Raw genomic sequence first — 21,707 nt, forward strand, 5'->3', positions numbered from 1 at the left:
CATCCGGGATATACGAATTCGATGAACTACGACGCATTGCTCCTCGTTTCCTTCGGTGGGCCCGAAAGCGCCTCCGATGTGCTGCCGTTCCTGCGTAACGTCACGCGTGGCCGTGGCGTGCCGGAGGAACGGCTGACCGAAGTGGCCGAACACTACTACCACTTCGGTGGCGTGTCGCCGATCAACGAATGGTGCCGCTCCTTCATAGACGCCCTGCGCGGCGAGTTCGCCACGCACCGGGTGAACCTGCCCATCTACTGGGGCAACCGCAACTGGCCGCCGATGCTCGTCGAAGCCGTGCAGCAGATGGCCGGGGACGGGGTGAAGCGGGCGCTGGCGTTCACCACCAGCGCCTACGGTTCCTACTCCTCCTGCCGTCAGTACCTTGAGGACCTGTCGGCGGCGCGGGCCGCGGTCGGCGGCAGTGCCCCGGTGATCGACAAGATCCGGCACTTCTTCGACCACCCCGGTTTCGTGCAGCCCTTCGCCGACAAGCTCAGGACGGCCGCGGCGGCCATCGACGATCCCGCCAACGCGCGGATCCTGTTCACCGCGCACTCGATTCCGGTGGGCATGAACGACGTGTCGGGGCCGGAGGGAGCCCGCTACCACGACCAGGTCGCCGAGACCGCGGCGCTGGTGCGGCAGGCCGCCGGGCTCGACCTGCCCTACGACATCGTGTGGCAGTCGAAGTCCGGTCCCGCCGACTCGGTGTGGCTGGGTCCCGACATCAACGACCACCTCAAGGCGATCGCCGCCGAGGGCGTCAGCTCGGTCGTGGTGTCGCCGGTGGGTTTCCTGTCCGACCACATGGAAGTGCTGTGGGACCTGGACATCGAGGCCAAACAGACCGCCGAGGAGCTGGGCCTGTCCTACTACCGGGCCGGTACCCCCGGACTCGACCCGCGCACGGTCACGATGGTGCGCGAGCTGGTGGCCGAACGCGTCGACGGCGCCCCGGTCAAGCGGCTGGGCAAGCTTCCGCTGTGGAACCCCAATGACGACGGCTGCTGTCCCGCCCGCCGTCCGGTGGGGATGGGTCGCTGACGGCGGCGATGTCGTGACGGTTCCGGTGTTGTTGTCGGCGCGGCTGGTGCCGTGGCTGCGGGCCTGGCGCGCCGGTATGACCTCTTTGGACGACGTCGTGGAGGCGATGACCTCCGAGGGCATGTCCGGAGTGGAACAGATCGTCGTGACCGAGGCCGAGATCGGGCCCGGCGCCACCCTGACCGAGGGCTTCTCCCGGCTGTCGGGAGTCGACACCGAGGACATCCGGCTGGTGCTGGCGGTGCCCGGCGACGCCCGCGGCCTGCCGACCGCGGGACCGTTCGCCGCCGCGGCGCTGACCGCCGGCGAGGCCGTGGTGGCCGGACGCAACGGCCTGGTCCCCGAACGCCGGGCGCACACCTCCGGTTCCGGCAGCACCTGGGAAACCGTGCTGTGGCACCACTTCGAGCTGGACGCGGTCCCCGTACCCGCCGACCTCGTCAGTCCCGGCGAGGCCGACGCCTCGCTGACCCAGGCGCTTCGGGCCGCCACCAAGGTCCTGTCCGATCTCGACGTCGCCGCCTGGAACCCGGAACTGGGCCGGGCCCTGGCCGGGGCGCGCACCGACTCCGGCCGTCAGCTGCCGCCCGGTTTCGACACCCGTTCCCGCCGCCTGTACGCCCGGGCGGTGATGCTGGAGCGGGTGCTGCGGGTCGCCGACTCCGACGCCATGGGCGGCGCGGTCACCGCGCACGAGGCCGCCGCCCGGCTGGAGGCGCTGCGGGGTCTGGCAGCATCGTGCCGCACGGCCATCGGTGCCGCTTGCCATGCTCGGCTACATTGTGGGGACCGTTAACGGCGGACGAAGCACTACAAGCCGATAACAAACCGTGACGTGAGACGTCAAACCCCGACGAAGCATGACAGGCTTGAACAGTGGCGTGGATTATATGGTTGGCGGTGGCCGTGGCACTGGGCATCGCCGAACTGTTTACCTTGACATTTGTGCTGCTCATGATCGGGGCGGGAGCGGCGGCGGCTTCGCTGGCGGCGGCACTGGGTTCCCCGGTGGAGCTTCAGGGCCTGGTCTTCGTCGTGGTGTCGGTGCTGTCCCTGATCGGCATCAGACCGTGGGCGAAGAAACTACGGGACAACCGTTCGGGCCCGGACGCGAAGATCGGTCTGCAGGCCCTGGAGGGCGCGGAGGCCCTCGTACTGGAGCGGGTCGACTCCCAGCACGGACTCATCAAAGTGCAGGGTCAGGAGTGGACGGCGCGCAGTTACGACGGCAAACAAGTACTGGAACAAGGAGAAGAAGTGAACATAGTGGAGATACGCGGGGCGACGGCTATGGTCTGGAGGCAGCCATGAGTGGCGGGGAGGTTTTCCTGGTCCTGCTTCTGGGACTGGTGGCGCTGTTCTTCATCATCATGCTGTTCAAGATGGTGCGGATCGTGCCGCAGCAGCAGGAGTACATCGTCGAACGACTGGGCAAGTACTCCAAGACCCTGACTCCGGGCCTGAACTTCCTCGTGCCGATCCTGGACGCCGTACGGTCCAAAGTCGACAAACGCGAGCAGGTCGTCAGCTTCCCGCCGCAGCCGGTCATCACCTCGGACAACCTGGTGGTGTCCATCGACACCGTCATCTACTACATGGTGACCGACTCGGTGCGCGCCACCTACGCGATCTCCAACTACCTGCAGGGCGTCGAGCAGCTGACCGTCACCACGCTGCGCAACGTCGTCGGCTCCATGGACCTGGAGCAGGCACTGACCAGCCGCGACACCATCAACAGCGCGCTGCGCACCGTCCTGGACGAGGCCACCGGCCAGTGGGGCATCAAGGTCACCCGCGTCGAGATCAAGGCCATCGACCCGCCACCCAGCGTGCGCGAGTCCATGGAGAAGCAGATGCGCGCCGAGCGTGACAAGCGGGCCGCGATCCTCACCGCCGAGGGTGTCAAGGCGTCCCAGGTGCTGACCGCCCAGGGTGAGCAGGAGGCCGCGGTGCTTCGCGCCCAGGGTGACCGGCAGGCCCGCATCCTGCAGGCCGAGGGCCAGTCCAAGGCCATCGAGACCGTGTTCACCGCGATCCACAAGTCCAACCCGGACGAGAAGCTGCTGGCGTACCAGTACCTGCAGACGCTGCCGCAGATCGCCGCCGGTCAGTCGAACAAGCTGTGGATGATCCCGGCCGAACTGACCCGGGCGCTGGAGTCGTTCAGCGGCGCCGTCGGCGGCCCGATCAGCTCCGGTCCCGCCTCGGCGGTGACCAACGCGGTGTCGCAGGCCCTGTCGTCCGAACAGGACGGCACCGGTGAGGCGGCGCCGAGCCACACCGACGCCGACCGCTCCGAGACCGCGCCGCGGACCCCGAGCGCCGAGGACGACGACGCGGCCACCACCCGCATCGGCAAACCGAAGCCGGGCACCGACGACACCCAGGCCCTGGAAGCCGGGCCGAAGGTCTCGCCGAGCCAGTTCACCGCGACCGACGCGGCGAACACCATGCTGGACTCGACCCAGGTGGTGCCGCCGCCGGTGCCGCCGACCAAGCCCGGCGACCTGCCGCCCACGGCGGTCTAGTCGCGCGGCCGGTACATCGACAGCGCGGTCCGGAGGGGACTTCCCTTCCGGACCGCGCTCGGCTATGCGGGGGCGGGTTTGGCGTTGCGCAGCCGGATCCCGGAGAACCCCAGCGAACTGTCGATCACCGCGTCCCAGAACGTCCGCAGGTTGTCCAGCACCCGCAGCTGAATCCCCGCCTCGGCGTGCAGCGCGAACAGGTCACCCACCCGCTCGGGCGGCCCCAACGGCGTCACCGCTTCGACGGCGACCAGCGCGGGTGACCCGTTGGCGGCGCTGTCGGATTCGTCGAGCGGACGGAACGCGTTGGCGGGTAGCCGGTAGCCGTAGAGCTCCACGGTGCGCATCGCTTCCAGCCAGCCGAACTCGACGGCGTGCACCCGGTGGCCGCCGCCCGGCCCCAGGATCCGGTCGCGGTCGGCGTCGGTGGTGTGCGGTTCGATCCAGGCCATCGCGCGCGGGCACTCGCGGGGGAACCAGTAGTCGGGACAGCGGCGCGATCCCACCGCCCACACGTACGCGGCTGCGAGCCGTGGCGACGGCCGGGGAGTGAACCTGGTGATCGTCGGATCCTCGGAGAAGTGCAGTACCTGACCGGGTTCGGGACGCATCCGGTCACGCTAAGCCGGAATCACCGGCCGACACCAGCGATTTTTCACCGCGGGCGACGTTGACGACGGCCGCGACCACCAGCAGCGTCGGGATCGCGACGTCCAGCCACGACGGTGCCCGGAACTCGGGCCGTCGCCGTCATCGTCGGTCCTTTGGGGTCTGTCCATTGGGGGTGTCACTCGGTGGCGGGGTAGCCGTACCAGCGTAGTGCTATGGGGCGGGCCGTGTCGGGGGCGTCTTCGGGCTTGTGGCCGTGGCGATCCAGCAGCCGCAGGTAGTCGTCGTGGAACTCCTTCAGCTCGGCCTTGGTCATGAACCGCAGCGACCGGGAGCCCTGGAACCAGTCGCCCAGTTCCGCGCGGTTGTCCAGGACGCCGGACAGCGCGTCCATGTCCTCGGTGAGCCGGGACCGTTCCAGGTCGGCGGCGATCACCTTGTCCTGTGCGGACATCGTGTCGCGGTCGGGCATGACGCGGTTGCCGGGTTCGGTGCGCCACCAGCGTTCCCGGCCCTTGGCCCGCTCGGGTATCTCGGTGATCAGACCGGCCTGCGCCAGCTGGCGCAGGTGGTAGCTCGTGGTCCCGGTGTTGTGGCCGAAGACCTCCCCAATGGACGTGGAGTTCGCGGGACCGTTGGTGGCCAGGTGCCGCAGTATCGCCCGGCGCAGCGGGCTGGCCAGTGCCTTGAGCGTTGCGGAGGTGTGGGGGATGGGTTCGGACGGCATGGGAAGCAGCTTAGCCGCCGGTCGGATGGTTGCGTAGAAGTTGTGCAGAAAAATTCTGCATAAAAAACTTGCAGAAGTGTCTCCGCAAGTTTACGATCGGCTCATGACACCGACACCCCTCGCAAGACTGTCCCTTTTGCTCTCCCCGCCGCTGGTCATGCTGGGCTGGGCCCTGATGCGGCTCCTGGGCACCGACGGCCGGGAACCGGGTTGGACGCTCGCGCACCTGGCGTGGCTGGCCGGTTATGTGCTGCTGGCCGTCGCCTGCGTGTACCTGTACCGGCTGACCGTGACCGGCGGCGCCCCGGGCCGCAGATCGTTGGCCGCGAGCTTCCTCGCCGTGGCGCTGTTCGGATCGCTGTGCATGAACACGCAGATGGCCATCGACCTGGTCGCGGGCTTCGCGACCAGCACCGTCGAGGCCAAGAACGCCTTCACCGACGACATCCAAGCCCTGCCGGGGGTTGAGCTGCTGGTCTACCAGCTGGGTCCGGCGTTGCTGTTCTGCGCGCTGTCGGCGCAGACCATCCACGCGTACCTCGCCCGGCGGCTGCCGGTCTCGGTGCCGGTGCTCGTCGGTCTGGCGGTGCTGGTCATGGTCGTCGACCGCTTGGTGGACACCCCGTTCCGGCTGACCATGGGCGTGGCCTCGGTACTGCTGTGGATCGCCTTCACCACGGTCGTCAAAACCCGTCCGGCGACATCCGCGTCACCAGTGGACGTTCAACGGGTCGCGTGAGCGCGACGCCCTCGAACGAGCCGTCCGCGTCACACGACGCGGGCGCGCTCGCTGTCGGCACGCTTGGCCGTGTCGCCAGTGGAGTTGCGGCTCAGTACCACCGAACCCTTGACCGCCAACGGAACCAGCAGCCAGTCCAAGGGACGGATCCGCTCGTCGGTGAACATGATCCGCTCGCCGTCGCCGAGTCCCATTTCGCCCGCCCGGGTGCGGGCGGACTCCACCAGTTGTGCCTGCGTCAGTTCCCGGCCACCGGGAAGGCCGACCAGCGCGGGGGCGTCGGCGGCGGCAGGGGCACCCCCGAAGTGGTCGCCGTAGCCGCGCACCTCGGTCAGGAAGTCCACCGCCTCGTTGTCGGCCACCCGCTGCCGGGCCGCCGGAGAGCGCAGGCCCACCGCCAGCGGCGCCAGCGAAACCGTGTAGGTCGCCTCCTGCGGGGTGTCCTCGGGGGCGCGCAGTTCGTCCTCGGTGTCGAACAGGACATAGGGCTGGTCACGGTCCACACCGGATTCCCCGGCCACCGCGTGGCTGATCGCCACCCCGGCCCGCCAGCAGCCCAGCATGACCGCCGCGCCCAGCCAGTGCGGCGGCAACCGCAGCTCCGCGGTGGCGCCGGGTTCGGCGTAAGCGTGTTCCAGCAACAGGTTCGCCGTCTTGGACACCCAGTTGTCCATCGTGACGTAGGACAGCTCGGTGCGCTCGCCGGTGGCGTCGTCGTAATAGGTCAGAAACGGCCGGGCCGGATCGGGCTTGGCGGCGGCGGCGAACAGCGAGTCGACGGTGTTCACTGTGTTCCTTCCCTTGTGCTCAGGTCTTTGAGGTCCATGGTCACGTACCGGTCGATGGTGGGCCCGTAGATGGCGGCCAACTCGTCGGCCGACAGGTCGACCAGCGCCTGCACCTTGAGGATGTACCTGGTCAGCGCCAGGCCGAGCAGCTGCGAGGCGACCATGGCACCACGCAGATCGATATTGTCGAGTTCGGGGTTGACTTGCGACAGTCCCTTGCGGATCACCTGGTTGGTCAGGAACTGCTGCACCAGTTTCGACATCCGCGGGTGTGTGACCGCCGAGCGCAGGAACGCCGCCGCCCGGTTGCCGGTGGGGGAGTCCCAGATGCCGACGAAGGTCCGGATCAGGTGCTCGCCGAGATTGGTCGACCCGTGTTTGAAGACCTTCGGGATCATCTCGCCGGGATCGAAGGGCGCCTCGATCGCGGCCAGGAACAGTTTGTCCTTGGTGCCGAAGTAGTGGTGGATCAGCGCCGGATCGACCCCGGCGGCCGCGGCGATGCGACGGATCGAGGAGCGCTCGAACCCGTCCGCGGCGAAGGCGTCGCGGGCGGCGTCGAGGATCTCCTCCCGGGTGTCCGGACTACCCGGCCGTCTACCGCTGCGTTTACGTCCACGAACCACAGCCAAGACCTTAACCAGTGCTACTAGCATGTGCGAGTTCAAGGGGCGGCTTGTCGCGCCTGAAACTCATCGTCAAGAATCGGATTCCGTGGGAACCTCGTCGCAGCTCGACACCGAAATCGCCGCCCGGCTCAAACGCGACGCCAACGGCCTGGTGGCCGCCATCGCGCAGGACCACGACACCGGCGAGGTGCTGATGCTGGCCTGGATGGACGACGAGGCGCTGCGCCGGACCCTGGCCACCGGCCGGGCCACCTACTACTCCCGCAGCCGCGGCGAGTACTGGGTCAAGGGTGAGACCTCCGGAAACACCCAGCAGGTGAAGTCCGTGGCCCTCGACTGCGACGGCGACGCGCTGCTGCTGCGCGTCGAGCAGCGCGGCCCCGCCTGCCACACCGGCACCGCCACCTGCTTCACCGGACGTGAACTGCCGCTGGGGGTCCAACGATGAGCCCGCGCCGCGCCCTCACCATCGCCGTTCTGGCCGGGATGGCCGCCGCCGGACTCGGCCTGTACGCCGCCACCCGGGTGTGGACCACCGTCAGCCGCGACCGGCCCGGGCCGCTGCCCGCCGAGGTCGTCGACACCACCGGCGGCCAGCTCGCCCCCTGGGCGATTCCCGCCGCCGTGGTGGCCGTTGCCGGATCCGTGGCGCTGGTCGCTTGCACCGGTTGGGCTCGACGGATCGTGGCCGTGTGCGTCGGTCTGGCCGGGCTGGGGCTGACCGCCGCCGGGGGCTACGGACTGAGCCAGGCGGCGGGCATCTGGCCCGTCGTCACCACCGTGGCGGGTCTGGCCGTCCTCGCCGTCGCCGCGTGGACCCTGCGCGACGGATCCGCCTGGCCCGGCATGTCAGGGCGCTACGACCGAACCGAAGCGGCCCCGTCGTCGGCCGCCCTAGCAGATGACCCCGCAGCGCTATGGGACGCCCTCGACAAAGGTGAAGACCCCACAGCGTTTAGTATCGGCCAAACGGCGCCGGGAGAGGAGTGCGCGCGGTGAGTGTGCTCGACGAGATTGTCGCCGGAGTCGCCGCCGACGTAGACACACGCCGGCAGCTGATTCCGATTGAAAAGATCCGTGCCATCGCGGAGAAGACCCCACCCGCTTTGGACGCCTTCAGCATCCTGCGGGAACCGGGCGTCGGCGTCATCGCCGAGGTCAAACGGTCTTCCCCGTCCAAGGGTTCGCTGGCCGAGATCCCCGATCCGGCCGAACTCGCCTGCGAGTACGCCGCCGGCGGCGCCCGCGCCATCAGCGTGCTGACCGAGCAGAACTACTTCCGGGGCAGTCTGGACGACCTGGACGCGGTGCGCGCCGCGGTGCGCATCCCGGTACTGCGCAAGGACTTCATCATCTCCAGCTATCAGGTGCACGAGGCCCGCGCCCACGGCGCCGACCTGGTGCTGCTGATCGTGGCGGCCCTGGAGCAGAACGCCCTGGTGTCGCTGCTGGAGCGGGTCGAGTCGCTGGGCATGACCGCGCTGGTCGAGGTCCACGACGAGGTCGAGGCCGACCGGGCGCTGGCCGCCGGGGCCCGGGTCATCGGCGTCAACGCCCGCGACCTGCGCACCCTCAAGGTCGACACCTCGGTGTTCGAACGCGTCGCCCCGGGCCTGCCCAACGGCGTCGTCAAGATCGCCGAGTCCGGGGTGCGTGAGGCCCGCGACCTGCTGCGGTACGCCTCCGTCGGCGCCGACGCCGTGCTCATCGGCGAAGGCCTGGTCACCAAGAAATCGCCGCGCGAGGCCGTGGCCGACATGGTCACCGTCGGCAGCCACCCCTCGACGCCAAGGCCCGTGCGATGACCGAACCCGTCACCGGGCCCGACGCCCGTGGCCACTGGGGACAGTTCGGCGGACGGTTCGTTCCCGAGGCGCTGGTCGCCGCGCTGGACGAACTCGACGCCGCCTACCGCAAGGCCATGGCCGACGAGACCTTCACCGCCGAGTTCGACCGGATGCTGCGCGAGTACGCCAACATCCCCTCGCCGCTGTACCACGCCGAGCGGCTGTCGCGCGAGGTCGGGGTGCGGGTGCTGCTCAAACGCGAGGACCTCAACCACACCGGCGCCCACAAGATCCGCAACGTGCTGGGCCAGGCGCTGTTGACCAAGCGGCTGGGCAAGAACCGGATCATCGCCGAGACCGGCGCCGGGCAGCACGGCGTCGCCTCGGCCACCGCCGCGGCCTATCTCGGCCTCGACTGCACCGTCTACATGGGAGCTGAGGACTGTCGTCGGCAGGCCCTCAACGTCGCCCGCATGAAGATGCTGGGCGCCGAGGTCATCCCGGTGACCGCGGGCTCGCAAACGCTCAAGGACTCCATCAACGAGGCCCTGCGCGACTGGGTGTCCAGTGTCGACAACACCCACTACCTGCTGGGCACCGCCGCCGGACCGCACCCGTTCCCGGTGCTGGTGCGCGACCTGGTCTCCGGAATCGGACGCGAGGCCCGCGCCCAGTGCCTCGACATGATCGGGCGGCTGCCGAACGCGGTCACCGCCTGTGTCGGCGGCGGCTCCAACGCCATGGGCATCTTCCACGCCTTCGTGCCAGAGGAGTCGGTGGCGCTGTACGGCTTCGAGGCCGGCGGCAAGGGCCTGGACACCGGCAAGCACGCCGCCCGGCTCGTCGTCGGCAACCAGGGCGTCCTGCACGGCGCCCGCAGCTACCTGATGCAGGACGACGACGGCCAGATCATCGAGTCGTACTCGATCTCGGCGGGCCTGGACTACCCGTCCGTCGGCCCCGAACACGCCTGGCTCAAGGAATCCGGCCGCGCCACCTACGAGGCCGTCACCGACGCCGAGGCCATGGACGCCTTCCAGCGGCTGTGCCGCACCGAGGGCATCATCCCGGCCCTGGAGAGCGCGCACGCGCTGGCCGGGGCGCTGCGACTGGCGCCGGTGCTGCGCGAACGGCACGGCGACGACGCCGTCGTCATGGTCAACCTGTCGGGCCGCGGCGACAAGGACATGGAGACCGCCGCCACCTACTTCGGACTCACGGAGGACGCGGCATGAGCGTCACGCCCGCTTTCGAAGCGGCGAAACGGGCCGGCCGCGCCGCCCTCGTCGGCTACCTGCCCGCCGGGTTCCCCACCGTGGACGAGTCGATCGCCGCGATCGAGACCATGATCGACTCCGGTTGCGACGTCATCGAAGTCGGACTGCCCTATTCGGACCCCGTCATGGACGGGCATGCCATCCAGCGCGCCGCCGCCATGGCGCTGGCGGGCGGCTGCCGCACCCGTGAGGTACTGCGGGTGGTCGAGGCTGTCGCGGGCAAGGGCGTGCCGATTCTCGTCATGACCTACTGGAACCCGATCGAACGCTACGGCGTCGACGCCTTCGCGCGCGACTTCGCCGCCGCCGGGGGTGCCGGACTCATCACCCCGGACCTGATCCCCGACGAGGCCGCCGAGTGGATCGCCGCCTCCGACGCCCACGACCTGGACCGGGTCTTCCTGGTCGCGCCGTCCTCGACCAAGGAACGCATCGCGCTGACGGTCAACGCCTGCCGCGGCTTCGTGTACGCCCAGTCGATCATGGGCATCACCGGCGCCCGCGACAGCACCTCCTCGGCGGCGCCGGGCCTGGTGGAGCGCACCCGCGCCGCCACCGACCTGCCCATCGGCGTCGGTCTCGGCGTCCGCGACGGCGACCAGGCCGCCGAGGTCGCGACCTTCGCCGACGGCGTCATCGTCGGCTCGGCGATGGTGTCGTGCCTGCTGGACGCCCCCGACGAGAAGGCCGGTCGGAAAGCGCTGGGCTCCCTGACCGCCGAACTCGCCGAGGGCGTGGCCCGCGGCGCCGGATAGTCCGGCTCAGTTCGTGGCCGACACGGCCATGTCGTAACGGAAACCGTTGTCCGCCAAGCGATCCAGCGCGGTCGTGATCGTCTGGGACGAGGGTCCGATGAACATCCGCACCCACGGCAGCCCGGGGCCGCGATCGGCGATGAACGGCCACGGCCAGGCGGGCGCGAACAACACGCCGGTGGCCGCGAAGCAGTCGAGCCGGAACCGTTCGGCCGGGTCGTCGAGTCCGGCGTACGCCTCGGGCACGGCGAACATCAGGTATGAGCTGCACTCGCCGACGTGCACCCGATCGGCCGGGTAGCCCAGCCGACTGGTGAGGTAGTCGCCGATCATCTTGCGCCGGGACCGGTAGGACCGCCGCTGCTGGACCAGGAACTCCCGGCTGGCCTCGTCGGCGAGCCAGGACCGCATGGCGTGCTGGTAACAGCCGCCGTACATCAGCCCGTGGTGCAACCGGTACCGGTTGACCAGCGCGTCCAGGATCTTCGGGTCGGCGGTCAGCGCGCCGATGCCCCAGCCGTTGCTGTGGAACTGCTTGCCGAAGGACCGCACCGCCAGCCAGCGCCGCCGCAGCGACTTCGGCAGCCCCGGCAGCATCCCCAGCAGGATCGACAGCGCCGAGGTCGGCTCGATGTCGTCGTCGTGCACGGCGTAGTAGGCGTCGTCGATGAGGATCGCCGCCCCGGACTCGGCGGCGATAGAGACGGCCTCGGTGACGAACTCGGCGTCCCAGTTGACGGCGGTGGGGTTGTGCTGGGCGTTGACGACCAGCAGGGCGGGCCGCTGCTCGCCACCGGCGCCGATCTCGGCGAACAGCTGACGCAGTTCGGCGGCGTCGGGCCGGAAGCCGCTCTCGGGACGCAGGTGGTGGTACCGCACCCGGTAGCCGAGGCTGCCGTAGACGCCCTCGTAGTCCCAGCTGGGACCGGCGACCACGACCACCGGTTCGGCGTCGGAGGGCGCGTCCTGGTCGAGGATCATGCGCCCGAAGTCGAACATCGCGCTACGCGTGCCGGTCCACCCCACCGCCACCTCGTAGTCCCGCCCCGCCTGGCTGTCGTCCGGGAGCCGGTGCTCGCGACGCAACTGGTCGCGCACCAGCAGCCGCAGCGCGGGCAGTCCGTACTGGGACAACTGGTATCCGTGGGAATGAACCGGTTCGGTGGCCAACCGGGCGGCCAGCCCGGGCGCGACCTGGCTCCAGGTCTCCCCGAAACTCAGGCAGATCGGCTCGGGTCGCGGATCCGACGTTCGCAGATAGTCGGTGAGCAGGCCGGCGTCGGGCATGCGGCTGGGGAGGATCTCGTCGTTGAGCAGGGCGTTGAGCGTTTCGGCTGTCAGCATCGTCGCTGTTTCTCCTGTCGGGCCGGGAATTCACCGGCGAAGGGGGTTCCGTCCTAGTACGTGGGACAGCCCCGAATAGTTCAACGCGAACCGGAGGAAATCCCCGAAACCGCCCGAACGACCGCGATCCACACCGGCCATGGCGTGTCGCGTGGCACAAACGCGACCCGGTAACGTACATCGCCGTGGACTACGCGTATATCCCCAGCCCCGAACAGAGCGTTTGGGAAATCCCCATCCCGTTCACCGATCTGACGGTGCCGCTGCGGGCGTACGCCCTGTGCATCATCGCCGGGATCATCGCCGCCTGCTGGATCACCGAGGTGCGGCTGCGCAAACGCGGCGCGCCCCCGTTCACCGTGCTGGACCTGGCGGTGTGGGCGGTGCCGTTCGGCATCATCGGCGGTCGTCTCTACCACGTCATCACCTCCCCGGACGCTTACTTCGGTTCGGCCCCCGACGCCAACCCCTGGAAGGCCTTCGCGGTCTGGGAGGGCGGCCTGGGCATCCCCGGCGCCGTGGCCATGGGCGGACTGGGCGTGTGGCTGGCCTGCCGCCGCAGCCAGATCCCGTTCTCGATGATCGCCGACGCCCTCGCCCCGGGACTGCCGGTGGCCCAGGCCATCGGACGACTGGGCAACTGGTTCAACCAGGAGCTGTACGGCAAGCCCACCACCATGCCGTGGGGTCTGGAGATCAACCCGATCAACCAGGCGGAACTGCCCGAGGAGTACCAGGGCAAGGCCGCGTACGAGCCGACGTTCCTGTACGAGCTGATCTGGAACCTCGGCATCGCCGGGCTGATCGTCGCGCTGGACCGCAAGTTCAAGTTCGGCGCCGGACGCGCCTTCGCCGTCTACGTGCTGTGTTACGGCGTTGGCCGGTTCTGGATCGAGGGCCGCCGCATCGACCCCGCTCACGACTTCCTGGGGCTGCGCGTCAACGAGTGGGTCGCGATCGCGATGATCGTCGGCGCCGTCATCTATCTGTTGCGGGTTACCGGAACCCGGCAGGTGCTGGTGACCGGTCCCGACGGCCTGCTGACGCCGGTCGACTGGGACAAGGTCCCCGAACCGACGACCGAGGACGCCGACGAGACCGACGCCGACGAAGCCGACGCCGACGAAGCCGACGCCGACTCCGACGAGTCCGAACCCGACGACGTCGACGAGGGTGGCGACGACGTGTTGACGGACGACGACGAGGAGACCGAGTCCTCCGAGGAGGAGGAAGCCGAGAAGCCGTCCGGCAAGGACGAATCGAAGAAGTCCTAGAACATGTCGGCACCCCGCAGAGTTGTCATCGTCGGCGCCGGAATCGGCGGCCTGGCTTCCGCCATCGCCCTGGAGCGCGCGGGCTGGCGCGTCGCGCTGCTGGAACGCGGCGACCGGCTGCGCGGCGACTCCAACGCGCTGACCCTGCTGCCCAACGCGATCACGGCACTGAAGGAACTCGGCCTCGGCATCGCCCTGGACGCGATCGCCACCCCGATGACCTCGGGCCGGTTCCGGCGCGCCGACGGCCGGGTCCTGTCCGAGATCCCGGTCGCCGAACTGACCGAACGCTTCGGCACCCCACCGGTCGTGGTGCACCGCGAGGACCTGTTCGAGGCCCTGGTGGCCGCGATGGGAACCGGCGTCGAAGTCCACACCGGAGTGACGGCCACCCACATCGACCTGGTGCACACGGCGGCTGGTGACACCTCCCGCCGCTGGCCCGCCGACCTGGTGGTCGGCGCCGACGGCATCGCCAGCGCGGTCCGCGTCGGCATGACCTCCGGCTCCAAGATCACCAACAGCGGAACGGTCGCGTTCCGCGCGGTAATACCCCGCCACCGCACCCCGGACATGCCCGAGGGCGGCGGCGAGACCCAGGGCCCCGACGGCCGCCGCTTCCTTTACGCCCCCATGGGAAAACGCGGCGCCTACTGGGCCGCGATCACCCGAGGGGGCCTACGGCCCGAACCCGAGGAGGTCCGCAAGGACCTCATCGCCCGCTGGTTCGCCGACTGGCACGCCCCCGTGGGCGAACTGATCGCCAACACCCGACCCGAGGAGATCTCGCAACGGGAGATCACCTACCTGTGGCCGCTCCCGCGCCGCTACACCCACATCGGCGACACCAGCGGCGCGGTCCTGGTCGGCGACGCCGCCCACGCCATGACCCCCGACCTGATCCAGGGCGCGGGAATGGCACTGGAGGACGCGGTGACGCTGGGAGCGTGCCTGACCGGAGCCTCGATCCCGGACGGCCTGGCGCGCTACGAGGAGCTGCGGCACGCCCGCACGGTGAAGCTGGCGAAGCTGGCGCATCGGGTGGGCTCGGTGTTCGGGGCTCGCGGCCGGTTGAAGTCGACGGTTCGGGACGGGCTGATGCGGGCCGCTCCGGACACGTGGCTGGCGAAGCAGGCGATGACCGGGGTGGACTGGGTTCCGCCGAAGCCGGGGGAGTGACGGCTACTCGGGTTTCCAGGCGCCGTCGAGCGGCCCCGGCCCGTCGTGGAGCGCTCCGGTGGGGACGTCCTTGAGCTGGGAGGTGTCCAGCGCGACGACGTACTGGTCGGCGAGCGCCTCGACCTGACCGGCGATGGCGTCACCGGCGCCGCCGATCTGCTCGGCGTCCTTCACGTTCGCCTTGTACACGTTGCTGATGCTGTCGATGATGAACTGCGGTGGATCGGTGAACGAGGTCGGAATCTCCAGGTTGGACTCCCGTTTCGCCTTGAAGCCCTTGATCGAGCCGTTGAGCACGGTCAGGAAGTCCTTGAGGGCGTCCCGCAGGGCGCCGAGCAGGCCGTCGTTGCCGCTCGGCGGTGATATGGCCGTGTGGTGTTTCTGGGCGGCCTGCCGCACGGCGTCCAGGTACCTGTCGAAGGACTTGTCGCTGTTGCCGCCGCCCCGGCAGTAGGCGAAGAACGCCTCACCGCCCTTCCCGGTCCACGCGTCCTCGGCGGCGGCGAAGGCATCGGACCGCAGGATCTCGTCATAGGGGCTGGGTTCCTCGCCCAGGTATCGAAGGATCCGGGACCGGTCGTACAGGGCCCACATGTCGATGCCGACATACCATTCGATGACCTCGCTGATCAACGGCGCGTTCGCGGCCAGGGGGCGGATCCACTCGCGGACCATGTCGTCGGCGTCTTGGATGTCGGCCTGGTAGGCGGCCTTGAAGGCTTTCAGGTCCTCCGAGGCCGCGATGCCCTCCGCGTACGTTTCTCCCATTGTTCGTCCTTCGTGGCTAGTCGGTGGCCTGGCGGATGCCGTCGGCGTTGTAGATGTCGACGTTGTCGTAGTCCTCGACGGCCGCGATGAGGACGTCGGCGAGCTTGTACACCTCCTGGATCACCCGGGTCATGTCGGTGGCCCGGTAGTCGATGGCCGTGTTCCAGTCGGCGGCGAGCTTCGCCGCCCACGGAGCGGCGGTGTGGCTGAAGCCGTTGCCGTCAGTGCCACCGAACTCCACAGGGGACGCCTTGGCGAAGGTGCCGCGCCGCATGCCCAGGCCCCCGAAGAAGGCGTCGTGCTCGCGCAGCCCGGCGAAGAAGCTGTCCCCCTGACTGACCGGGATGATGGTCGGATCGGACGGTGGCGGCTCTTCCCCGATGGGGCTCAGCCCTTCGCCGTCGATGAGACTTCCGTAGTCGCGGTATCGCGAGACGCCCTCGGGCAGCGATCCGTCGAGGAGCCTCAGATACGGCTCCAGAAGGTCGGTTCCGGTGTTGTTGAAGTGCTGGGCGAGCTTGTCCAGCTTGCCGCCCTCCACACTGAGTTCGTTCATGTTCATCGCTCCTTGAAGTACGCGTCCCGAAACCTGTCGCGACGCTCATGCGGCCACTGCCGCTTCGCGAGATTGTGAGCCCGCACCACGGCATCGCCGAAACTGTCGACATCGTGATCGGCGAAGCTGCCCGGCTCGATCGCCAGCTCCAGCAGCTTCCCCGAACTGTCCACCGTGGCCGTCACCGTCCCGCATGGCGACTCCGCCGTGGTGACCGTCCCCGCCGCGGCCCGCTTCGCCTCATCGAGGCTCAGCTCGATGCGACCCATCGTCGTGCGCATGTCCGCCAGCCAGTCCTCAAGACTCACCGCGGCCGTCCTTTCGCTGTCGGGCCCGCACGATGGTGAGGGCCTCGTCGATGATGCGTTCGGCCTGTTTGATCGCGGCGGTGATGTTGGCGGCGATCTCGCGTTCGTCGCGGCGCAGGGTGTCGGTGTCGACGTCGAGCGCGGCCAGGGTGCCGTCGGCGTTCACGGACACCCACACCAGTCCGTCGACGGTGGGTACGTCGACGCCCTCGACCGCCAGGACCTCCCGCGCCCGCTTGGCGTCGAACCGGGGGTCGTCGGGGTCGAGCCGGACGCCGGATTCGGTCAGTTCACGGACGAGGTTGGTTATCTCCGCTTTCACTGTCGCCGCCTTTCAGGGTCGTTGACTCCACTGTGCGGCGAGGGCGGCGCGATCGTTCACGAGTCGGCCACGAGAACGCGACCGGTTCCCGTGCACGGTCGACGGTCAGTCCGCCCGCTGTCCTTTCGCGCGATTGTGGGCCTCGACGACGGCCGCGCCGAAACTGTCGGGAGTGTGGACGGCGAAGCTGCCGGGTTTGACGGTCAGATCGAGCAGGCGGCCCGAACCGTCCAGAGTGACGTTCACGGTGTCGGGAGGCGGTTCGGCCGTGGCGGTCTCACCGGTCTGCCCGTGCCGCCGCTCGTTTCGCTGCCGGGTCACCACGATGGCGATCGCCTCGTCGATGAGCCGCTGGCCGTTCTTGATGGCGTCGGCGATGTGAGCGGCCATCACGTCCTCGCCACGGTAGAAGGCGCCGAGGTCGACCTCGACACCGGCGAGCGTGCCGTCGGCGTTCATGGACACCCACACCAGTCCGTCGACGGTGGGTACGTCGACGGCCCGGACGGCGAGCGCCTCGCGGGCCAGCCGCGAGTCGAAACGCGGGTCGTCGGGGTCCAGCCGGGCACCGGACTCGGACAGTCGCCGGACGAGGTTCGCTAGCGCCGTTTTCAACACCGCCACCTTTCAGTGTCGTGGGATACCAATATGCGGTGCCGGGGCAAGGATTGTTCGCGATTCGATCATGAGACCGCCACCGGTACCTATACGTCGCCGGCGGGCTGGTCGGAACGCCGTCGGTGAGGCACAATTGCCGGGTTCGCTTCGACGATGGCCCGGGCGCGCCGCCAAGCGCCTCCCAACATGACTGAGCCTCTCGCGGAGGAGTTCTCCGCTTCGCCATGACCGGCCCCGCGGTTCGGGTTCGCAAGCCGCGCGAACTCAAGGCCGCCCGCCGACGGCATCACCATCAATGCTGGGACCACCTGACCGCCGCTCCCCTGTGGCCGCAGCATGGGGCCAACCTCGGGACGCTGTTGCGCAGTTGTGACGCCGTCGGGGCGTGCCTGGCGGTGCCGAAGTGGTCCTGGGTTCCCGAGGCGCTGCGGCGCGGCAACACCTTGCCCGGCAAGGCTTGTGTGCATTGGGTACACGATCCCGAGGGCTGGCTGGCGCAGCGGCGTGCCGAGGGGGTGCGGGTGGTGGGGGTGGAACTCGCCGAGGACGCCACCCGGCTGGCCGACGTGCCGATGGCCCGGCAGCGCACCATCGCCGTGTTGGGGCATGAGCGCCGGGGGATTCCGCCCGAGGTGCTCGACCTGTTGGACGAGGTCGTGGAGATCCCCATGATCGGCGCGGGGGCGAGTCTCAACGTGGCCGTCGCCGGTTCGCTGGTGTTGTACAAGCTGGCCGGGTTCGCGTGATGGCTGTAGTGGACATCACCGCGATAAGAGGTGCCGAAAAGTCACAGGCTTCGGCCAAGATGGAACCGGAGGTGTCACCCACGATATGTCGCTAGCCCCTTACCGCCGTGTGCTCGCCCTGCCCGGGGTCAAATCGCTGCTGCTGGGCGGGTTCATGGCCCGCATGGCCTACGCCGCGATGGGACTGTCCCTGATCCTCTATGTCCGATTCGGACTGGAGCTGGGGTACTTCGAGGCCGGGCTGGCCGGGGCGACGTTCGTCGTCGGTGGTGCGCTGGGTTCGACACTGTGGGGACGGGTCGTGGACCGCTCCGGCCTGCGTCCGGTGCTCGTGATCACCTCGATCGGCATGGGCGCGTTCTGGCTGTCGCTGGTGTTCCTGCCGTTCCCGGTGCTGCTGGGCGCCGCGTTCATGGGCGGGCTGTTGAACCTGCCGGTGTTCGTGGTGGTGCGGCAGCCGCTGGCCGCGCTGGTTCCCGAGGAGAGCCGCCGCACCGCGTTCTCGCTGGACTCGACGCTGGTGGAGATCACGTTCATGATCGGCCCGGCGGTGGCCACGACCATGGCCGCCACCGCGGCCCCGGCCGTCACGCCGATCGCGATCGGGATCTGGGCGCCGCTGTCGGGGGCGCTGCTGTGGTGGATCAACCCCCGCACCCGCGCCGACCACGAGGAGGTCCGGGAAGCCCGTCCGCCGCTGCGGAAGTGGCTCACCGGTCCGGTGGCGGCGATGCTGATCGCCGGGATCGGCACCACGGTCGCGCTCGCGGGCTCGGACGTCGCGATCGTGTCGCTGCTGGAGCACAACTCCGAAATGGACCAGGCGTGGATCGTCATGTCGCTGTGGGCCGCGTACTCGATGACCGGCGGCCTGGTCTTCGGCACCATGCACCGCGACGTCAACCCGCTGGTGCTGTTGGCCGTGATGGGCGTGGGGACCATTCCGCTGGGGCTGTTGGGCCACTGGTGGCTGGTGGCGGCGCTGCTGGTGCCCGCCGGGGTCGTGACCGCTCCCACCATCGCCGCCAGCGTCGACAAGGTCTCCAAACTGGTCCCGGCCTCGGTGCGCGGTGAGGCCATGGGTATGCACGGCTCGGCCATGACCATCGGCATCGCCGTCGGTGGACCGCTGGTCGGCTGGTCGGTGGACTACCTGGGGCCGCAGTGGGGTTTCGTGACCGCCGGGTCCGGCGCCGTGGTGGCCGCGATCGCCGCCGCCGTTCTGATGCGCCTGGGCCGGGTGAGGCCGCCACAGCCGGAGCCCGCACCGGCCACCGCCTGCTTAACGGCGCCGGGGGCAACCGTACGATGGTCGCCGGGCCGGTTCACTCCGGTCCGGTCATCCGAAAAACCGCAACCCGGGAGCCTTCACGCCGTGTACCGCACCTACAACGCCGGTGAGATCCGAGCCACCGATATCGAATACCCCGTTTGTCTCGCGGGCTGGGTGGCCCGCAGGCGGGACCACGGCGGTGTGGAGTTCATCGACCTGCGCGACGCCTCCGGCGTGGTGCAGGTGGTGTTCCGGGACGGCGAGGCCGCCGAACTGGCCAAGGAACTGCGCGACGAGTTCTGCGTCCAGGTCAACGGGGTCGTGGCCCGGCGTCCGGAGGGCAACGAGAACCCGGACCTGCCCACCGGCGAGATCGAGATCGTCGCCGACAAGCTGACGATCCTGTCGCGGGCCGCCGCGCTGCCGCTGCCCATCGACGACCACCTGGAGGTCGGCGAGGACGTCCGGCTCAAGCACCGCTACCTGGACCTGCGCCGCACCGGCCCGGCCACCGCGCTGCGGCTGCGCAGCGAGGCCAACCGCATCGCCCGCAACCTGTTGCACGACGAGGGTTTCGTCGAGATCGAGACCCCCACCCTGACCCGCTCCACCCCCGAGGGCGCCCGCGACTTCCTGGTGCCGGTCCGGCTCCAGCCCGGCACCTGGTACGCGCTGCCGCAGTCCCCGCAGCTGTTCAAGCAGCTGCTCATGGTCTCCGGTTTCGAGCGCTACTACCAGATCGCGCGCTGCTACCGCGACGAGGACTTCCGGGCCGACCGGCAGCCGGAGTTCACGCAGCTGGACATCGAGGCGTCCTTCGTGACCGAGGACGACGTGATCAAGCTCGGCGAGAAGATCGTCGCAGCACTGTGGAAGGACCTGGCCGGTTACGAACTGCCCGGCCCGATCCCGCTGATCACCTGGCACGACGCCATGCGCCGCTACGGTTCCGACAAACCCGACCTGCGCTTCGGCGTCGAACTGGTCGACCTGTCGACCTACCTGAAGGGCACCGAGTTCCGGGTGTTCTCCGGGGCGCTGGCCGCCGGCGGCCACGTCGGCGCGGTCGTGATGCCCGGCGGCGCCTCCCAGACCCGCAAGGAACTGGACGGCTGGCAGGACTGGGCCAAGGCGCGCGGCGCCCGGGGTCTGGCCTATGTGCTCTTCGACGCCGAGACCGGCGAACCGCGCGGCCCGGTGGCCAAGAACCTGTCCGAGGAGCACCTGTCGGGGCTGGCCACCGCGGTGGGCGCCAAGCCCGGCGACGCGGTGTTCTTCGCCGCCTCCACCGACACCATCGACGCCCAGGAACTGCTGGGCGCGGCCCGGCTGGAGATCGGCCGCCGCTGCGGACTCATCGACACCGACGAATGGGCGTTCTGCTGGGTCGTCGACGCGCCGATGTTCGGCAAGACCGACGAGGGCTGGACCTCGCTGCACCACCCGTTCACCTCGCCGAACTCCGACTGGGCCCGGTCCTTCCAGGACAACCCGGGAGAGGCGCTGGCCTACGCCTACGACATCGTGTGCAACGGCAACGAGATCGGCGGCGGCTCCATCCGTATCCACGACGGCGACACGCAGCGCAAGGTCTTCGACGTGCTGGGCATCGACGAGGCCGAGGCCGCCGACAAGTTCGGCTTCCTGTTGGAGGCGTTCAAGTACGGCCCGCCGCCGCACGGCGGGATCGCCTTCGGCTGGGACCGCATCTGCGCCCTGCTGTCCAAAGCGGACTCTATCCGGGAGGTCATCGCCTTCCCCAAGAGCCGCGGCGGCCACGACCCGCTGACCGGCGCCCCGACCACGATCACCGCGCAGCAGCGCAAGGAGGCCGGTGTGGACGCCAAGCCGGTCGTCAAGGAAGCCAACTGATCCAGCCGTTTCGCCCGGCCGCCCGTCCCCGACGGGCGGCCAGCGTTTTCCGGCCGAAGATCATAATATGAACACGTGGTCAACGAATCAGCCCGGATGCCCGTCGAGGACCGCCTCGGCCAGTACATCAAACAGACCGAGCAGGCGATAAACGGCCGCAAGGAACACGCGATGCGGGCACTGGACCTCACCGTGCCCCAGTACGCGGCGTTGCTGACCCTCAGCGGCACCGAGGGCATGTCGGGGGCGAAGCTGGCCCGCCGCTGCATGGTCACCCCGCAGACGATGACGACGATCCTGTCCAACCTGTCCGCGAAGGGACTCGTCAGCCGCACCGAGTCTCCCGACCACACCAGGGTTCTCATCACCCGGCTCACCCCGGCGGGCAAACGCAAACTCAAGCAGGCCGACGCCAAGGCCGTCGCGATCGAACGTTTCCTGGCCGAGGAGTTCACCCCGGACGAGGCCGAGGAACTGAGGTCGCTGCTGACGCGGGCCAGCAACCGGCTGGCGCAGTTCCGTCAGCCCGAGAAGAAGGGCTGACACCCCGCGCTTCGTCAG

The 21,707-nt window shown here is 69.2% G+C and carries 25 protein-coding genes and 1 pseudogene; 16 read left to right on the forward strand and 10 right to left on the reverse strand.

The features are described from left to right. Window positions 1-21 precede the first annotated feature (21 nt). From SNAS_RS12300 to SNAS_RS12315, 4 genes are all read left to right on the forward strand, one after another. Window positions 22-1,047: a ferrochelatase gene (locus SNAS_RS12300; protein ID WP_013017751.1), complete on the forward strand. Its 1,026-nt coding sequence runs from the start codon at window positions 22-24 to the stop codon at window positions 1,045-1,047. Continuing rightward, window positions 998-1,843: a hypothetical protein gene (locus SNAS_RS12305; protein WP_211207380.1), complete on the forward strand. Its 846-nt coding sequence runs from the start codon at window positions 998-1,000 to the stop codon at window positions 1,841-1,843. The genes SNAS_RS12300 and SNAS_RS12305 overlap by 50 nt, the downstream gene beginning before the upstream one ends. An 80-nt stretch (window positions 1,844-1,923) precedes the next feature. Further along, window positions 1,924-2,358, forward strand: a complete 435-nt coding sequence (locus tag SNAS_RS12310; protein WP_013017753.1) for an NfeD family protein — start codon at window positions 1,924-1,926, stop codon at window positions 2,356-2,358. After that, entirely contained in the window at window positions 2,355-3,575 is a 1,221-nt protein-coding gene (locus tag SNAS_RS12315) for an SPFH domain-containing protein (RefSeq protein WP_013017754.1), read from the forward strand. The genes SNAS_RS12310 and SNAS_RS12315 overlap by 4 nt, the downstream gene beginning before the upstream one ends. Before the next feature lie 62 nt (window positions 3,576-3,637). On the opposite strand, the gene SNAS_RS12320 is transcribed toward SNAS_RS12315, so the two are convergent. Next, entirely contained in the window at window positions 3,638-4,186 is a 549-nt protein-coding gene (locus tag SNAS_RS12320) for a DUF6886 family protein (protein ID WP_013017755.1), read from the reverse strand. A 176-nt stretch (window positions 4,187-4,362) separates the two neighbouring features. Then, window positions 4,363-4,911 carry an ArsR/SmtB family transcription factor gene (locus SNAS_RS12325; protein WP_013017756.1) on the reverse strand — a complete coding sequence of 183 codons (549 nt, stop codon included), beginning with the start codon at window positions 4,909-4,911 and terminating at the stop codon, window positions 4,363-4,365. Window positions 4,912-5,014: 103 nt separating this feature from the next. On the opposite strand from SNAS_RS12325, the gene SNAS_RS12330 reads away from it, so the two are divergent. Then, the gene (locus tag SNAS_RS12330; protein WP_013017757.1) at window positions 5,015-5,650 is read left to right on the forward strand and encodes a hypothetical protein; all 636 of its coding nucleotides are present in this window, start codon (window positions 5,015-5,017) and stop codon (window positions 5,648-5,650) included. A 29-nt stretch (window positions 5,651-5,679) separates the two neighbouring features. Here the strand turns inward: SNAS_RS12330 and SNAS_RS12335 are convergent, their stop codons facing one another. Next, window positions 5,680-6,438: a TIGR03089 family protein gene (locus tag SNAS_RS12335; RefSeq protein WP_013017758.1), complete on the reverse strand. Its 759-nt coding sequence runs from the start codon at window positions 6,436-6,438 to the stop codon at window positions 5,680-5,682. Next, on the reverse strand, window positions 6,435-7,094 hold the full coding sequence (locus SNAS_RS12340) for a TetR/AcrR family transcriptional regulator (protein WP_013017759.1): 660 nt from the start codon (window positions 7,092-7,094) through the stop codon (window positions 6,435-6,437). The genes SNAS_RS12335 and SNAS_RS12340 overlap by 4 nt, the downstream gene beginning before the upstream one ends. A gap of 58 nt (window positions 7,095-7,152) precedes the next feature. On the opposite strand from SNAS_RS12340, the gene hisI reads away from it, so the two are divergent. The 5 genes from hisI to trpA are packed head-to-tail and all read left to right on the forward strand — an operon-like array spanning window position 7,153 to window position 10,886. After that, window positions 7,153-7,515, forward strand: a complete 363-nt coding sequence (gene hisI / locus SNAS_RS12345) for a phosphoribosyl-AMP cyclohydrolase (protein WP_013017760.1) — start codon at window positions 7,153-7,155, stop codon at window positions 7,513-7,515. Next, on the forward strand, window positions 7,512-8,066 hold the full coding sequence (locus SNAS_RS32710) for a Trp biosynthesis-associated membrane protein (protein WP_013017761.1): 555 nt from the start codon (window positions 7,512-7,514) through the stop codon (window positions 8,064-8,066). The genes hisI and SNAS_RS32710 overlap by 4 nt, the downstream gene beginning before the upstream one ends. 2 nt (window positions 8,067-8,068) lie before the next feature. Continuing rightward, the gene (gene trpC, locus SNAS_RS12355) at window positions 8,069-8,872 is read left to right on the forward strand and encodes an indole-3-glycerol phosphate synthase TrpC (protein WP_041625990.1); all 804 of its coding nucleotides are present in this window, start codon (window positions 8,069-8,071) and stop codon (window positions 8,870-8,872) included. Continuing rightward, on the forward strand, window positions 8,869-10,089 hold the full coding sequence (gene trpB / locus SNAS_RS12360) for a tryptophan synthase subunit beta (protein WP_013017763.1): 1,221 nt from the start codon (window positions 8,869-8,871) through the stop codon (window positions 10,087-10,089). The genes trpC and trpB overlap by 4 nt, the downstream gene beginning before the upstream one ends. Then, complete coding sequence (gene trpA, locus SNAS_RS12365) at window positions 10,086-10,886, forward strand: tryptophan synthase subunit alpha (RefSeq protein ID WP_013017764.1); 801 nt, start codon at window positions 10,086-10,088, stop codon at window positions 10,884-10,886. Before trpB ends, trpA begins: the two co-directional genes overlap by 4 nt. Window positions 10,887-10,892: 6 nt before the next feature. Here trpA and SNAS_RS12370 read toward each other — a convergent pair whose 3' ends face one another. Beyond that, window positions 10,893-12,230 carry a pyridoxal phosphate-dependent aminotransferase gene (locus tag SNAS_RS12370; RefSeq protein WP_013017765.1) on the reverse strand — a complete coding sequence of 446 codons (1,338 nt, stop codon included), beginning with the start codon at window positions 12,228-12,230 and terminating at the stop codon, window positions 10,893-10,895. 185 nt (window positions 12,231-12,415) lie between these two features. Between SNAS_RS12370 and lgt the strand changes: the two genes are divergently transcribed. Together lgt and SNAS_RS12380 are read left to right on the forward strand one after the other, a co-directional pair. Next, a complete protein-coding gene (gene lgt / locus SNAS_RS12375) occupies window positions 12,416-13,504 on the forward strand; it encodes a prolipoprotein diacylglyceryl transferase (protein ID WP_013017766.1) in 1,089 nt (362 codons plus the stop codon). Window positions 13,505-13,507: 3 nt separating this feature from the next. Next, the gene (locus SNAS_RS12380) at window positions 13,508-14,683 is read left to right on the forward strand and encodes an FAD-dependent oxidoreductase (RefSeq protein ID WP_013017767.1); all 1,176 of its coding nucleotides are present in this window, start codon (window positions 13,508-13,510) and stop codon (window positions 14,681-14,683) included. A gap of 3 nt (window positions 14,684-14,686) precedes the next feature. On the opposite strand, the gene SNAS_RS12385 is transcribed toward SNAS_RS12380, so the two are convergent. The 5 genes from SNAS_RS12385 to SNAS_RS12405 form a co-directional block, all read right to left on the reverse strand. Then, window positions 14,687-15,451 (reverse strand): hypothetical protein, encoded by a 765-nt coding sequence (locus tag SNAS_RS12385; RefSeq protein ID WP_013017768.1) that lies wholly within the window; start codon window positions 15,449-15,451, stop codon window positions 14,687-14,689. A gap of 16 nt (window positions 15,452-15,467) precedes the next feature. Further along, window positions 15,468-16,007 carry a hypothetical protein gene (locus SNAS_RS12390; RefSeq protein ID WP_013017769.1) on the reverse strand — a complete coding sequence of 180 codons (540 nt, stop codon included), beginning with the start codon at window positions 16,005-16,007 and terminating at the stop codon, window positions 15,468-15,470. Between the two features lie 2 nt (window positions 16,008-16,009). Beyond that, entirely contained in the window at window positions 16,010-16,315 is a 306-nt protein-coding gene (locus SNAS_RS12395; RefSeq protein WP_013017770.1) for a YbaB/EbfC family nucleoid-associated protein, read from the reverse strand. Beyond that, window positions 16,305-16,637, reverse strand: coding sequence for a YbaB/EbfC family nucleoid-associated protein (locus SNAS_RS12400; protein ID WP_013017771.1), 333 nt, complete (start codon window positions 16,635-16,637; stop codon window positions 16,305-16,307). Before SNAS_RS12400 ends, SNAS_RS12395 begins: the two co-directional genes overlap by 11 nt. A 105-nt stretch (window positions 16,638-16,742) precedes the next feature. Continuing rightward, window positions 16,743-17,252: a hypothetical protein gene (locus SNAS_RS12405; protein WP_144300471.1), complete on the reverse strand. Its 510-nt coding sequence runs from the start codon at window positions 17,250-17,252 to the stop codon at window positions 16,743-16,745. A gap of 227 nt (window positions 17,253-17,479) precedes the next feature. On the opposite strand from SNAS_RS12405, the gene SNAS_RS12410 reads away from it, so the two are divergent. The 4 genes and pseudogenes from SNAS_RS12410 to SNAS_RS12420 all read left to right on the forward strand — a co-directional run bounded on the left by SNAS_RS12410 (window position 17,480) and on the right by SNAS_RS12420 (window position 21,689). After that, complete coding sequence (locus SNAS_RS12410; RefSeq protein WP_013017773.1) at window positions 17,480-18,001, forward strand: TrmH family RNA methyltransferase; 522 nt, start codon at window positions 17,480-17,482, stop codon at window positions 17,999-18,001. Window positions 18,002-18,086: 85 nt separating this feature from the next. After that, a pseudogene (locus SNAS_RS37595) lies at window positions 18,087-19,262 on the forward strand (MFS transporter); the annotation flags it as partial. Window positions 19,263-19,376: 114 nt separating this feature from the next. Further along, complete coding sequence (gene aspS, locus SNAS_RS37600; protein WP_052305266.1) at window positions 19,377-21,146, forward strand: aspartate--tRNA ligase; 1,770 nt, start codon at window positions 19,377-19,379, stop codon at window positions 21,144-21,146. Window positions 21,147-21,221: 75 nt separating this feature from the next. Further along, entirely contained in the window at window positions 21,222-21,689 is a 468-nt protein-coding gene (locus SNAS_RS12420; RefSeq protein ID WP_211207381.1) for a MarR family winged helix-turn-helix transcriptional regulator, read from the forward strand. Window positions 21,690-21,707: the final 18 nt, after the last annotated feature.

This window comes from Stackebrandtia nassauensis DSM 44728 (genome assembly GCF_000024545.1).
Lineage (GTDB): Bacteria > Actinomycetota > Actinomycetes > Mycobacteriales > Micromonosporaceae > Stackebrandtia > Stackebrandtia nassauensis.